We start from the raw sequence: 13088 nt of genomic DNA, 5'->3' as shown, positions 1-13088 counted from the left end.
ATCAATACAATATAAAAAGGATAAAAAATGGCTTTAGCGGTTGAAACTATTCAAGATTATACCATCCAAAAAGGTAAAAAATCTTTTTGGATGTGTTTTAACACTCCAAACAATGATTTTCATGTCAATAAAACAAAACATAGTGATTTGTTTGATAAAGACAAGACAGATTATAAAGCTAGAGATGAATTTTTAGCTTTTATGAAAGAAAATTTTCCAAAAACAAAACTAACTATGGTATTTGATACAGCTCCGGTGGGGTATTTGTCGTACCCTTATTTAGGTAGTCTTGCTGTTGATTGTGAGGAAAATGATGAGGTTTATAAGGCTATAAACAAAAAATACGAAGATGAAAACTGCATGCCAAAATCTATGAATGCAGTTTTTTGGGAAATGAGCCTTGAAGTAGCTAAAGAACTACATGAGGCTAGGAAATTTGATTATGAAAATTTTTAAAGGTAAAAAATGCAAATACAAACTTATATAAAAGAAGCTTTAGACAAAGCAGAGGTAATCATCATCACAGCTGGAGCTGGCATGGGAGTAGATAGTGGTTTGCCTGATTTTAGAGGAAAAGAAGGTTTTTGGAGAGCTTATCCGCATTTGCAAAAACTAGGCATAGACTTTGAACGCATGGCTAATCCTACAAATTTTTATACAAACGCACAGCTTGCTTGGGCTTTTTATGGATATAGATTTAAATTATACAAAGATACTATGCCACACAAAGGTTATGAAATACTTTTAAAACTTGCAAAAAGCAAACAAGATTATTATCTTGTTACGACTAATGTAGATGGGCATTTTAAAAAGGCTGGCTTTGATGAGAATAAAATTTATGAATTTCATGGAAATATAAATTATTTACAATGTTTTAATTATGCATGTGGTGATTTGATCTGGCAAATGCAAGAGGAATTAGATATAGATATGGAAAATTTCAAAGCCTTATCTTTGCCAAAATGTCCTAGATGTCAAGGCTTGGCAAGGCCAAATATCTTGATGTTTAATGATGGTAGTTTTAATGATAGCCGTTATTTTTTACAAAAGCAAAGTTATAAAAACTGGCTTAAACCCTTAGAGGATAAAAACATCTTGCTTATAGAGCTTGGAGCTGGTAAAGCTGTGCCTAGTATGCGTATGTTTGGCGAGGATTTTTGTAAAAAAAGCAAAGCTAGAACACTTTTAAGGATTAATCCAAATGAGTGTGATTTTCCAAATTGCAAATGATGCTTCTGTAAATACCGCTAAGTGCATCTTTGAGATATTAAATGAAAATCCAAAAGAATATAATTTTGATAATGAATGCAAAGAAGAAGTATATTTTGATTTTGTTTTGGAAAAACTTGAAGTAAAAAAAACAAATAATCTTCCAAGATATTATATTTTAGATCAATTTTTAAATTTGATTGATAAGATAAAAAAGTCTGATTTTGCTTTAATTACAAAAGAAAAATTAGCTGAAAATGATAAAAATCAAAGTGTGTATTATAAACTTTACGAGGTAGCCTATAGCTTTGCAAATTTATGTGGCAAGGCAGATATTAAAAGTAGTAATTTAAAAGGTTTTTTGGAGCTTTTAAGAACACATAAAAATATCATTTTTCATGGAATTCCTGGAACAGGAAAAACTTATACTATGGTTAATAATATAAAAAATCTTATTAGCAATGAAGAGCAAATGCTTATCACTCAATTTCACCCAAGTTTTTCTTATGAAGATTTTATAGAAGGTATTAAACCTGCAGGGATTGAAAATGGACAATTAAAACTTGAACTTAAAAATGGAATTTTTAGAGAATTTTGTGATAAAGCAAAAAAAGAAGAAAAAGGGTTTTTAGAAAAACTAGAAAAAGGAAATTTTAATGAAGCTCTAAGTGATCATGGGTATTTTTTCATAGCTGATGAGATTAACCGTGCAGAATTATCTAGGGTTTTTGGAGAATTACTTTATGCGCTTGAGTATAGAGGAGAAAAAGGCAAGATAAAAACACAATATGCCTCTATGAGAGATGATGAGGATTTTTATGTGCCTGAAAATATGTTTTTACTAGGAACTATGAATGATTTAGATAAAAGCATAGATAGTTTTGACTTAGCGCTTAGAAGACGCTTTATATGGCAAGAAATGAAGTGTGATTATGATGTAATAAGAGATGAAATTTATGCAAATAATATTGAAGAATACGCACAAGCTTGTAAAAAATTAAACGATAAAATTAGTAAAGATATAGGTGAAAAATATCAACTTGGGCATTCTTTTTTCTAAAAATTGAATTTAAAAATGATGAGATTAAAGATAGTGATATGAAAAAACTTTTTAGCAACCGCTTTGAAGCGCTTTTAAAAGAGTATTTAAGAAGCGAATATAATGAAAAAGAAATACAAAGACACTTGGATCATTTAAAAAAACTTTTTGTTATAGAAAAAAATGATGATAAAAATAAATGATAATAGCTTTATAGAAATAGATCAAAAATCTTCAATAATACAAGATTTTGATCTGTATTTTGAAGATTTTATAAAAAATGGAAATTTCTTTTCTTTTTTCAATGATGATGAAAAAATTTTAAGCAAAAATGCTAAAAATCCTATCATTTCATTGCGAACGATTGAAGAAAATAAAAGGCAAATTGCTAGTGGAAATTATATAGGAAAAATTTCTTATAATGGTTTGGAAGTTGAGATAAATTCCAGGTTTGGCAAGAAGTTTTTAGAAAGAATGCTAAATTTTGCTAATGATGTATTTGTTGATGATGTTAGTATTTATCAAGATGTAAAAAAGGAAAGCAATATAAGTGAGTTTATACTTTTTTATATCTTTGTGCAAAAACTTGAAAAAAGTTTTTTGATAGGTTTGCCTAAAAATTATCAAAGTAAAAAATACAATGATTTGCGTTTTAAGGGAAATATTGATATGGTTGAATTTATAAAACACAATATCCCTTTAAAAGCAAAGGTTGCTACAAAAACAAGAGAGCAAATAGAGGATGTGCATATTATTAATGTATTATATAAAGCATTAGAAGTCATAGAAAAGAAAAATTCAAGCTTTTTAAAAAATGTAAAGCATATAAAAACCTATTTAGTGCAAAATAAAAGCGAGCATTGTTTTATAAAAGAAAGTTTAAACAAAGCCTTTTCTAGTAAAGCCTTGAGAAATCAAAACTATCAAAACTACAAAGAGCTTTTAAAATATGCAAAAATGATCATAGAAAGTCAAAATTTCACTAGTAAAAATAAAAATGATCAAAAAAGTTATGGTTTTATCGTTAATATAGCAGAGCTTTTTGAAATTTATATAAGTAAGCTTTTAAGAAATAATTTTGAAGAATATATGGTTGATTCTCCAAAGCTTGAAATTTATAAAAATAGCTTTTATAAACGCTATATAATACCTGATATTGTTTTGTCTAAAGATGATACATACATTGTTTTTGATACTAAATATAAAAGAATGAAAATGGAAGGTAGAAGCCAAAATGGCATGGGAGATTTAGACAGAAACGATTTATTTCAAATTCATACTTATATGGGGTATTATCAAAAGATAGGCAAAGTGCTTTTAGGTGGACTTTTATATCCTATGCAAGAATTTGAAAAAGCAAAATGTCATAGTGAAAATTCTATCCTTTCAGATGAGTATAAATTTATAGTTGATGGAATTTTTCTTGAAGATAGTCAAGATAAAGAAATTACTCTTGAGTATATTACCCAAAAAGAAACGCAATTCATAGAAAGGATCAAAGAGCTACTAAAACAATCATTTTAGTAGCTTAACAAAAGAAATTTTTCTTTTTATATCCTCGTGAGCGATAGAGTTTATTTCTAGTTTATAGGGTTTAAAATTTTTCGTGCTAATATTAGCAAATAAAATATCCAAACTCACATCTAAAAGTTTTTTTAAACCTTTTGAAAAATCATAATCTTTTAAATAAAAATTATTTCTTATCAAATTTTCATTTTGCTTTATAATTTCTAGCAATTCTTGCTCTTTAATATAAAACAACCCTTCTATAAGTATGTTTTGATAAGGTGAGATGTCATTGATGTTTAGCACTTTTTTATCTATCCAGCCATTTTTAGAAAGGTATATGCGCTTGCAAGATGATAGAGTTTGCTTTTTGTATTTGTTTCTTTTAATTTGTAGTGTATTTTTGCATTATGTTTTATAAAATCAACAACACAAAAATGTTTAAAATCCGCATAATTTTGACTTAAAAAATTTTCAAAAGACAAAAGTTTGCTTTGAGTATTTACATCTAAAAAATATCCATTTTCTAAATGATAACTTTGGCTTAGTAGTTGTATATTTTCTGTGTTTTGAATTTGTGTTTGGAAATTAAACTCATCATTGTTTGTTTCATATAATGCTTTAATGTGTTCTTTTGCTTTTATATCATTAAATCCAAACACAAAGCTTTTGTGTATTGTTCCTTGAAGTGTTATGTTCATAGTTTTATCCTTTTTATAAAAATCCCATGTTGATTTTTTCATCATCTGATTTGAGTTTTGATTCTTTTTCTAATTTTTCTAAAAATTCATCGGCGTTTTTGATTTTAAAAATTTTATTTTGTCTAAGAATTAGCGCAAAATCGCCCAAACAAATATTTTGAAGCCTTAAGAGTCTTTTTGCAATTTGCTTTTTATCAAAGCTTAAATTTAATTCTTTAGCAAAAAATTCAAAAGCCTTTAAAAGCTTTTCTTGTTTTAGTGCCTGAAATTCTATCTTTAGATCAAATCTTCTTATGCTAGCTTTATCAAGATTTTGTAGGTAGTTTGTAGAAGCTATGAAAATACCTTCAAAATTTTCCATTTGCATAAGCATTTCATTGACTAAGCTTTTTTCCCAGCTTTTATTTGCTTCATCTCTACTATAAATTAACGCATCGATTTCATCAAGCTGTAAGATAGCATTATCATTAGAAGCTTTTTTGAAAATGTTTGCGATATTTTTTTCATTATTGCCCACAAAAGGATCTAAAATATCACTAAGTTTATAAGAATGTAAAGTTTTGTTTAAAACATTAGCTAGTTCTTTGCCAAATTCGCTTTTTCCACTACCTGCTATGCCATAGCTTAAAATTCTCAAACTTGAATTTTTATCGATATTGTTTATTAGTTCTTGTAAATTTAAATCACATTCTATCAAGCTTAAATCGTATTTTTTGTCTTTTTTTGGCATTGAAATGCCCTGAAGTGATCTTGCTTTTAAATTTTCATTGATCAATCTTACAAATACTTCTTGGCTTTTGCTTTTAAAGATCTTAGCATTATTTGCACATTTTAAAATAACCCCTTGAGAAAGTTCAGGATGAGAAGCTATATTTTCTATAATGGCTTCATCTATTTTTATATTTTTCTTATTGAATAACTTTTTTATATTTTGAATTTTCTTTTCTTTAGGCATACTTTCAAGCTCTAAAATCACATCAAAACGCCTCAAATACGCCTCATCCATGTCTTTAGAATTTGATAAAAATACACAAATGCCATTTTCTTCATCTAAGATTTTGTTGATTTTTAATTTCTCTTTTAAAGAATCATAGCAAAGACTATCCTCGCACTCATCAAAGACTATCATTTGTTTTTTTGGATTGAGTATCTTTTTAAGTGCGTAAAAATTTGAAATTCTACTTGATTTTTTATCATTTTCGCAATCTTTAACGCACAATGCTTCTTTTCCAAGCTCTTTAGCTATGAGTGCGCTAAGCTCGTTTTTGCCTACGCCTGCTTTTCCATATATAAAAATATTTCCTTTTTGGCGTTTTTTTAAAAAAGTAATGATAGTATTTAATTCTTCTTGTATATAGTCAAAATCACTCAAATTTAGTCTAGTTTTAGGTAAAAAATACGAAAACTCACCCATAAGTGTAGTTTTGCTAATATCTTGAGTGAAAATGCTTTCAAAATTATTTACATCTACACCAAAGGCATCGCTATCATAATAACACAAGGCATCTAGCTTAAAAAGCATAGAATCATCACTTAAAGCTTTATTGACATCTTTTGAAGTGTGGTTGAAAATTTTTTCTATGATCTTTTTGCCCAAAGCAGTGCTATAACCTTGGTGTAAAGCAAATCTACCTTTGTTTGCATAGTAAAAAAACGCAAATACATCACATTCTGCTTGAGTAAAATTTAAGTATTTTTTAAGATAACTTAGATTTTTCTTTAAAAAGCTAGGATAGATAAATTTGGAGTATTGTTTATAGATAAAGCTAGGGATTTTATTATCTTTTTCTAGTGTATCTTCAAATTCGCTGTAAAAATCTTTTTTGATTTGTTTGCTATTTGAGAGCATTTGTGCGTGTAGTGAGATGACTTTTACATTATGTGAGTAATAATCAAAATCCGCAATGTGAGTAAGAGTAGAAGTATTTGTTTGCATTATAAACCTTTAAGCTAAGATATATAATGCAATTATAAACAAAATAACTAGACTTCAGTTGTCTAGTTATGAGAATTATTTGGGTTTTATGTTTTCTAACAGGTTTTTATAGAAATTTTTAACACTATCACTAAAATAATCTTTAAAATCACTAGCACTTATCATATCGCTTTTTGCATTATTGCAAATACAGCAGGCTAAAACACAATTTTCTTCATTGTAGTCTTTATCTGGATCTAGCCTTTCAATTTGCAATGAGCTATTAAAAGATGGTTTTTTGGAATTTATAGGTTTATTGTCTCCAAATAAATTATCTAGATCACTTTGCGCTATTTTGCAGTAATAACATTCTTTCTCTTGTTTTTTATACCATGATATAAATTTTCTTGCACTTCCAAATGGTTCTTTATTATCATTTCTTCTTTTTGTAGAGCTATATCTATTTTTTAAGTATTTTAAAGAATTTTGCGTTTTTTTATAAATTTTATCATATTCTTCTTTGTTTGAAATCTTTAATTTGTAAATTATATAACATTTAAGCGATTTATGCTTTTTCTTTAATTCATTCTTTACTTCTTTTTTATCAAGTTCATTTATCGCTTTATCCCATTCTGATAAAGCACTTTTTAGATAAAGCTCTTCAAATTTTTCTTCTAATGTTTGATTTTCCATTTTTAATCCTTTAAATAAATTTAATCATTGTAAAATATTAGCACTAATGCAATGCAAGGCTCCACCTTTTTTGATAATAGGCTTTAGATATATACCTATGATTTGTTTATTTTTATAGATATTTTGTAAAAAGCTTAAAACTCTCTCATCCTCATCAATATTATAAGTTGGCACAAAAATCACCTTATCAAACTCTAAAAAATTTAAATACGCACCCCATTTGTATTTTTGCATAAATTCTTTAGAATAGCTCATTTTTGTAACTTTAAAATCTTTTAAAGCGGTGTTTAATTTCTCAAAAAATTGCACATTTTCTAAAGAAAAATCATTGATTAGCACATGATCTTTGCTTATAAATCTTACCATACTATCGCTATGCGCATATCTATCATAAGCTAGTCTTGGTAAAAAGACTATGTGTTTTAAATTTAGACTTTGTTTTAAAGTATGGATAATGCTTTCCTTGCTAAGCGTTGGATTTTGGCTAAAAATTTTCTCACACATAAAGGCAACATCATGTTTTCTTATGAAATTACCTCCATCAAGGATTAAATTTAAGTGATTTTTTAGAGGTTTTATAGTGGTTCTTAAATGTGGATAGTTTCTAAGATAATCAGGATTATAAATATAACTTGTCGCTGTATTTTCATACACTAAAGGCATGAAATCTCTTAACCATATATCATTACTTGGTATTTCTTTAAAAGCGATGTTAAATTTAGTAAAATTTCGCACAAGATTTTGATAAATTCTTTTATGTTTTGATGATAAAAGTGTAGAAATGGCTATCATTCATCGCTCTTTTGCATGCTTAAAACTAACAACTCATCATCATAAATAATGTCATATTGTAAGATATCTCCCCAAAGTTTTAATTTGCCTTGTGAATTTTCATAATGCTTTATAGCTAGTTCTTTGAGCTTTTGCATGACTTGTGTTTTATCAAGATAGAGCATATCATTGCTAATAGGAAATTTAAGCACGCGTAAATGAGATAAAAACATCAAAGTATGCAAAGGCTCGCTTTTGCGTTTAAAATTTGTTTTTATGATGGCTTTTGCTTCTTGTAATTTTATGTGTTTATCTTTTAATAAAATACTTTGTTCTAAAATTGAATTTAAAATTTCTTTATCTAAAATAAAATCAAATTTTTGTATAAATTCTAAAGAGGAATTTACCATATCATAATGTCCTTTTAAAAGCCATTCTTGTATGCTTTCGCATTCTAAAAACAAAGTTTTTGTTTTGGTAAATTTTTCTACATTGTTATAACCAAATTTCTTTGCAAGTAAAGTCTCATCGGTGTGAGTTAGGATGTGTTTCATGGTTTGAAGCATTTTTAATCCTTTTTAAATGATTTGTAAAATGATAGCTAAAAAAAGCAGACAATGGTAGTCTATATTTTTGTAGTATAATTGTGAAAATTATTTTAAAGGTATTGTGAATGAAAAATTTTATTGAAGAATTATTAAGTGTTAATGATAAATTTGAAGAAAATACCAAAAAAGGCATGAGTGATATAAATATTTTTGAAGCTTTGGGAGTTGAGTATAAAGAAAATTATCATTCTAAATTTATAGCTTATTTGATCGATCCGCATGGTGATCATTATCAAGAGCTTTTTGCAAATGAGTTTTTAAAAAAGCTTGGAAGATACACAAAAGCTAAGAAATTTAAAAATCTTACAGCCCATGATATAGAAAGCGTAGAAACAGAAGCTTGTGTAAAAGATAATAGAAGAATAGATATTCTCATAAGCTTAAAAGATAAAAGATATATCATCGTAGAAAATAAACTTTATGCAAAAGATCAACCAGATCAACTCAAAGACTACATAAAACACATAAAAGAAAAAGTTAAAAATATAGATGATTTTCATGAAAATATACTTACTATTTATTTACATAAAAATGAAGATACCGAGCCTAGCAAATATAGCTTAGGCATAAAAAATGGGTTTAAAATAAATGATGATCTTATATATGATAGCAATGATAAAAAAATGAGTTATTATTTAAAATTAGATTATAAATGGATAAAAGAGTGGATTAATGCTTGTATAGGTGTATGTGAGAATAAAGTTAAAAACAATGAAATTGATAAAAAATTTAAAAATGATATGCAAAATGTGATTTTTACTTTAAATCAGTATAAAACTCTTTTAACTTGGTATGTAGCTATAGATGATTATGTGGCTAAAGATTATGTCATGGAATTTTTGAAATCGAGTAAAGAAAATTTAAACAATGCTACAAATTTATATAGATATACTAAAAATAAAAGTGATTTTAAAGATGTAGATAATGATAAATATAAAAAAGCAAAAGAAATAGTAAGAGAGAAATGGGATGAAATTTGTGAAGAATTAATGAGTGAATTTATGGATAAACTCGAAAAGAAATTTAAAAACAAAAAAATAAGAAAAAATATTTTTCTTGTGGAAAAATACCATGATAAAATCAACTCAACCAAAAATTTCTTTACTATTTATCATGAAAAAGATATAGACGGCACTATAATACCAACATTTAATTTATACTTTTGTGGCAAAAATTATAAAAATTTGCGTATTGATTTTTGTATTACTTATTATTATGAAAATGATGAAGAACGCAAAGAATATGATGAAAAAATCAAAAATTTTAAATCAGCAATACAAAAGATAATACAAGAGATAAAAAATCAAAATTTAAATATCTCGAAAGCTAGTATATTTAAAAAAATAATTTTAGGTGAAAAAAATCAAGATATAGATTATGAATTTATTTATGATATGATTGACTATGATAAAACCACTAAGGATGATAAATTTAAAACTATAGAAGATTGTATTTATAATGAGATAAAAAATTTTATGGAAAATAATGCGATTAAAAAAGCTTTAAATGAAGCTAAGAAAGTATTAAAATCCTGACAAATAAGCAATCATTTGCTTATTTGATCAAGGTATTCTTCAACTACTTCTTTGACTTTATTTGCTATAAAATCAGGTTCTAAAACCTTTACATAAGGTATGTAATAATACACTAAAGGTAAAATTTCCATTTCATGAGTTATCTCAAGCTCTATTTCTATGGAGCCATCTTTGTCTTTGCCAGTGATGATTTGCGAATTTAGAGGCTTTCTTTCAAAGTATTTTCGTATCGGTTCTTCTACTAAAAGCCTTACCGTAAAAGGTTTATCAAGACTAAACCATATAGAATTTACTCTTTGAAGTTTTACTTCTAAACTCTCATCGGTTTGAAAATGCTCTTGGGTTAGGGTGATGTTTTGGATATTTTTTAAATAAAATTTTTTGAAAATATCACGTTTTTTCATATCAAAAGCAAGCAAATACCAAAAGCCACTAAAAAAAGCTAGTTTTAAAGGTTTTACTTGGAAAAGTTTATTTTCATATTTAAAGACAATTTGTGTTTTGGTGTTGATGGCTTGTTCGAGAATTTGAAAATTGCTTAAATCTTTTTCTTCTAGTTTTTCTGCATCTAGACTAGTGTGGATGGGATTAGAAATGTTTTGAGAAAGTTTAGAAAGTAGAGGGTGAGCCTTAGCATAAAAGCTGTTTCCAGCACTTTTTGCCATGGTATCAAGCACTTCAAGGATTATTTTTTCATCATCTTGCTCTTGAATGTCTTTGCTTGTATCAATACGCCATTTTCTTCCATTTTTAATAAGCCCCATAGGCTCAAAAACCCCTTGCATATCTCTTTTTATGGTTTTAGCGCTTACATTAAGTTCTTGGGCTAGTTCTTTTATGGTTATGCCATTTTCAGACTTTACTAATTTTTCATATAAAACTTCAAGGCGTGTTAGTTTGGAATTTGCAATGTATTTTTTAAGATCTTTCATGATTTTTCTCTAAATTTTTTCAAAATATTAACAACAATTGCTTTATAAACAAATAAAGTCTAGTTTATAAACGCTACAAAACTTATAGTTTGGAAATGAAAGTTTATTTAGAAAACAATGTTTGAGAGTAAAAGATGATAAATATGTAATTATTAAAATACAAAAGGTTGTATTTTACTAGGTTTAACTAAGAGTGATGAAAGTATAGGTCAAAGCAGACAAGCTTGTAAAAAATTATATGACTTGCTATATCAGCAAGATTTATCAAATATAAAATTAGAAATCACAAACGAATTTTAGAAAGGAGTAAGCTTAGAGTAGGTTACCACATAATCCCCCTAAAAAAAGGGGACAAGGTTAATAAGCCTTGACTATAATCATACTTAGTAGTATAATTATAAAGATTATGTGGATTATATAGCTCAAATTTAATCACCTACTTTCTAGGGTTAGATTAAGCCATAGGGGGTCAGACCTACGGCTAACCCTTGAAAGTATTATACAAAAACCTACTTTAAACTACAAATAATATGTCATTTTTATTTAAAAATACAAAGCTTTATATTGCTTTAGCTCTAATGTTTATGCTTAATGTGTTTTTATATCTTAAGTTAGATAGCACAAATGCAAAATTAGAAAAAAGTCAAAGTGATTTAAATTTAGCTTTGGGTGTAAATAATGAACTCACGAGGATTACTCAGGAGTTGAAAACAAGACACGAGCAAGAGCTAAAAGCACTCTTTCATGCAAATACTCAAAAAATCAAATTAAAACAAGGGTTGATGATGTTAAAAACTATATATCCAAAAGCAATGAAACTAATACCACTAAGCTTTTTAATGCTATGCTTGATAGGCTGTGGGAGCAAAACACAAGTATTAACCAAAATACAAATTCAAAAAGTGTAAATACTAATTGAAGTATAAAAAATGTAGTTGAAAATTTTTAAATAGTGTTATGTTGCATTATAATATACTACTTTCTTTTGGATTTTTAGTATATATTGTGACAATATATCATTTATTGAAATTACCATTCCAAAAGCTAAGAGATAATTTAGCGATAGATTCTAACAATGATGGTTTTAACGGATAATAAGTATCAATGCACTCCATTTCCTTGTATAGATGGTACTAGCCATATCGAAGATGATGATACTCAAGTTGGTATTAATGATGAAAATAATAATGGTTGGGAAGATGATGGTTCTTATAGAGGACAAATTTTTATTTTAATAAAAAAGATAATAGGTGTCGTTCTAAAGATGAATTTTTTGGCTTAACTGGGGGGGGGGTGGTTGCTGTGATAAAGATAAAGTATTTATAGGGCTTGTACCTTGTAAAGAAGATGAAAAAAAGCTAGCAAAACTCAATAAGCAAAATAGATGTGTAGAAGTTGGTGAATATTGCTCTAAAAAAATTAAATTCATAGCTTGTATTCAGCATAAAAAAACACATTGTTGTTTTAATTCAAAATTAGCAAGAATATTTAATGAACAAGGACGCCCACAAATTAAAAGAGGTTGGGGTTCTCCAAAAAGTCCTGATTGTAGAGGATTTACTCCAGAAGAATTTCAAAAGTTAGATTTTAGTGAAATAGATTTAAGTGAGTTTATTGCTGATATTGTTGGAAGTATTGATGTAGATAAAATACAAGCTGATTCTATAAAAATACAAGAAAAGATTGAAAGCAATCTTGAGAATTTAACAAGAAAACCTACTAATTAAAAAGAAAATAAAATTATAGAAAGGAGATAGAGTTTAGTTAAAAGTTTGTTTGGTAAGCCAAAGGGAAATTATAGCTCCCCTTTTAAAGGGGAAGTTAAGTGCTAATAACACTTGACTATAATTATACAAAGTAGTATAATCATAACTATAATTTGATCAGACAATTTAATCACCGCCTTTCTAGGTTATGATTAATGCCAAAGGTAGCCGCCTTTGGCATCTACCTTCTGCAATTATATCAAACAAACTCTTTAACTTCTTTAATACAATTGATGAAAAGATTTTACATTTTATTCCTTAGTGCTTTAATTTTTGCACTTTCTTTATTATTTGGTGCTACAAATATAGATGATAATCATATTATCTTTACTTGAGGCTATGGTGAAGTAACAAATGATATTTTACAAGTTATAAAAGATGTTATATTTTTGCTTCAATTAACTAATAAAAGT

The 13088-nt window shown here is 27.2% G+C and carries 15 protein-coding genes and 2 pseudogenes; 10 read left to right on the top strand and 7 right to left on the bottom strand.

Annotation, left to right across the window (positions count from 1 at the left end; translation table 11 throughout):
* Positions 1-27 precede the first annotated feature (27 nt).
* From CAMP5121_RS00080 to CAMP5121_RS00060, 5 genes are read left to right on the top strand one after another with little or no spacing between them, the layout of a single operon-like run.
* Entirely contained in the window at positions 28-456 is a 429-nt protein-coding gene (locus tag CAMP5121_RS00080) for a hypothetical protein (RefSeq protein WP_214119085.1), read from the top strand.
* A gap of 9 nt (positions 457-465) precedes the next feature.
* Positions 466-1230, top strand: a complete 765-nt coding sequence (locus CAMP5121_RS00075) for an SIR2 family NAD-dependent protein deacylase (RefSeq protein ID WP_337214441.1) — start codon at positions 466-468, stop codon at positions 1228-1230.
* On the top strand, positions 1202-2269 hold the full coding sequence (locus CAMP5121_RS00070) for an McrB family protein (RefSeq protein WP_337214440.1): 1068 nt from the start codon (positions 1202-1204) through the stop codon (positions 2267-2269). Before CAMP5121_RS00075 ends, CAMP5121_RS00070 begins: the two co-directional genes overlap by 29 nt.
* Before the next feature lie 38 nt (positions 2270-2307).
* A complete protein-coding gene (locus CAMP5121_RS00065; RefSeq protein WP_337214439.1) occupies positions 2308-2451 on the top strand; it encodes a hypothetical protein in 144 nt (47 codons plus the stop codon).
* Positions 2432-3772: a 5-methylcytosine restriction system specificity protein McrC gene (locus CAMP5121_RS00060; protein ID WP_337214438.1), complete on the top strand. Its 1341-nt coding sequence runs from the start codon at positions 2432-2434 to the stop codon at positions 3770-3772. The genes CAMP5121_RS00065 and CAMP5121_RS00060 overlap by 20 nt, the downstream gene beginning before the upstream one ends.
* Here the strand turns inward: CAMP5121_RS00060 and CAMP5121_RS00055 are convergent.
* The 6 genes from CAMP5121_RS00055 to CAMP5121_RS00030 form a co-directional block, all read right to left on the bottom strand.
* A complete protein-coding gene (locus tag CAMP5121_RS00055) occupies positions 3764-4060 on the bottom strand; it encodes a hypothetical protein (protein WP_337214437.1) in 297 nt (98 codons plus the stop codon). The genes CAMP5121_RS00060 and CAMP5121_RS00055 overlap by 9 nt on opposite strands.
* Positions 4061-4068: 8 nt before the next feature.
* Positions 4069-4455, bottom strand: a complete 387-nt coding sequence (locus tag CAMP5121_RS00050) for a hypothetical protein (RefSeq protein ID WP_337214436.1) — start codon at positions 4453-4455, stop codon at positions 4069-4071.
* 13 nt (positions 4456-4468) lie between these two features.
* On the bottom strand, positions 4469-6391 hold the full coding sequence (locus CAMP5121_RS00045; protein ID WP_337214435.1) for an AAA family ATPase: 1923 nt from the start codon (positions 6389-6391) through the stop codon (positions 4469-4471).
* Between the two features lie 75 nt (positions 6392-6466).
* Complete coding sequence (locus CAMP5121_RS00040; RefSeq protein ID WP_337214434.1) at positions 6467-7063, bottom strand: hypothetical protein; 597 nt, start codon at positions 7061-7063, stop codon at positions 6467-6469.
* Between the two features lie 24 nt (positions 7064-7087).
* Positions 7088-7855, bottom strand: coding sequence for an agmatine deiminase family protein (locus CAMP5121_RS00035; protein ID WP_337214433.1), 768 nt, complete (start codon positions 7853-7855; stop codon positions 7088-7090).
* On the bottom strand, positions 7852-8400 hold the full coding sequence (locus CAMP5121_RS00030) for a hypothetical protein (protein WP_337214432.1): 549 nt from the start codon (positions 8398-8400) through the stop codon (positions 7852-7854). The genes CAMP5121_RS00035 and CAMP5121_RS00030 overlap by 4 nt, the downstream gene beginning before the upstream one ends.
* 107 nt (positions 8401-8507) lie before the next feature.
* On the opposite strand from CAMP5121_RS00030, the gene CAMP5121_RS00025 reads away from it, so the two are divergent.
* Positions 8508-9977 (top strand): PDDEXK-like family protein, encoded by a 1470-nt coding sequence (locus CAMP5121_RS00025; protein ID WP_337214431.1) that lies wholly within the window; start codon positions 8508-8510, stop codon positions 9975-9977.
* Between the two features lie 11 nt (positions 9978-9988).
* Here CAMP5121_RS00025 and CAMP5121_RS00020 read toward each other — a convergent pair whose 3' ends face one another.
* The gene (locus tag CAMP5121_RS00020) at positions 9989-10909 is read right to left on the bottom strand and encodes a helix-turn-helix transcriptional regulator (protein WP_337214430.1); all 921 of its coding nucleotides are present in this window, start codon (positions 10907-10909) and stop codon (positions 9989-9991) included.
* 156 nt (positions 10910-11065) lie between these two features.
* Between CAMP5121_RS00020 and CAMP5121_RS08105 the strand changes: the two are divergent.
* The 4 genes and pseudogenes from CAMP5121_RS08105 to traN all read left to right on the top strand — a co-directional run.
* Positions 11066-11209 (top strand): annotated as a pseudogene (locus CAMP5121_RS08105) (DUF5675 family protein); the annotation flags it as partial.
* A gap of 230 nt (positions 11210-11439) precedes the next feature.
* A pseudogene (locus CAMP5121_RS00015) lies at positions 11440-11828 on the top strand (hypothetical protein).
* A 156-nt stretch (positions 11829-11984) separates the two neighbouring features.
* Entirely contained in the window at positions 11985-12191 is a 207-nt protein-coding gene (locus tag CAMP5121_RS00010) for a hypothetical protein (RefSeq protein ID WP_337214429.1), read from the top strand.
* Entirely contained in the window at positions 12178-12636 is a 459-nt protein-coding gene (traN, locus tag CAMP5121_RS00005; protein WP_337214563.1) for a conjugal transfer protein TraN, read from the top strand. The genes CAMP5121_RS00010 and traN overlap by 14 nt, the downstream gene beginning before the upstream one ends.
* Positions 12637-13088 lie beyond the last annotated feature (452 nt).

It is taken from the genome of Campylobacter sp. 2352 PW, from assembly GCF_024723575.1.
In the GTDB taxonomy this organism is placed as follows: domain Bacteria; phylum Campylobacterota; class Campylobacteria; order Campylobacterales; family Campylobacteraceae; genus Campylobacter_D.
The sequence above is the reverse complement of the archived record's forward strand: the minus strand, read 5'-3'. Positions and strand labels throughout refer to the sequence as shown.

What these genes read in the sequence shown, in the direction of transcription:
- CAMP5121_RS00080 (WP_214119085.1), top strand. Translation starts at nt 28, where the DNA reads ATGGCTTTAGCGGTTGAAACTATTCAAGATTATACCATCCAAAAAGGT.
- CAMP5121_RS00075 (WP_337214441.1), top strand. Translation starts at nt 466, where the DNA reads ATGCAAATACAAACTTATATAAAAGAAGCTTTAGACAAAGCAGAGGTA.
- CAMP5121_RS00070 (WP_337214440.1), top strand. Translation starts at nt 1,202, where the DNA reads ATGAGTGTGATTTTCCAAATTGCAAATGATGCTTCTGTAAATACCGCT.
- CAMP5121_RS00065 (WP_337214439.1), top strand. Translation starts at nt 2,308, where the DNA reads ATGAAAAAACTTTTTAGCAACCGCTTTGAAGCGCTTTTAAAAGAGTAT.
- CAMP5121_RS00060 (WP_337214438.1), top strand. Translation starts at nt 2,432, where the DNA reads ATGATGATAAAAATAAATGATAATAGCTTTATAGAAATAGATCAAAAA.
- CAMP5121_RS00050 (WP_337214436.1), bottom strand. Translation starts at nt 4,455, where the DNA reads ATGAACATAACACTTCAAGGAACAATACACAAAAGCTTTGTGTTTGGA.
- CAMP5121_RS00045 (WP_337214435.1), bottom strand. Translation starts at nt 6,391, where the DNA reads ATGCAAACAAATACTTCTACTCTTACTCACATTGCGGATTTTGATTAT.
- CAMP5121_RS00040 (WP_337214434.1), bottom strand. Translation starts at nt 7,063, where the DNA reads ATGGAAAATCAAACATTAGAAGAAAAATTTGAAGAGCTTTATCTAAAA.
- CAMP5121_RS00035 (WP_337214433.1), bottom strand. Translation starts at nt 7,855, where the DNA reads ATGATAGCCATTTCTACACTTTTATCATCAAAACATAAAAGAATTTAT.
- CAMP5121_RS00030 (WP_337214432.1), bottom strand. Translation starts at nt 8,400, where the DNA reads ATGCTTCAAACCATGAAACACATCCTAACTCACACCGATGAGACTTTA.
- CAMP5121_RS00025 (WP_337214431.1), top strand. Translation starts at nt 8,508, where the DNA reads ATGAAAAATTTTATTGAAGAATTATTAAGTGTTAATGATAAATTTGAA.
- CAMP5121_RS00020 (WP_337214430.1), bottom strand. Translation starts at nt 10,909, where the DNA reads ATGAAAGATCTTAAAAAATACATTGCAAATTCCAAACTAACACGCCTT.
- CAMP5121_RS00010 (WP_337214429.1), top strand. Translation starts at nt 11,985, where the DNA reads ATGATGGTTTTAACGGATAATAAGTATCAATGCACTCCATTTCCTTGT.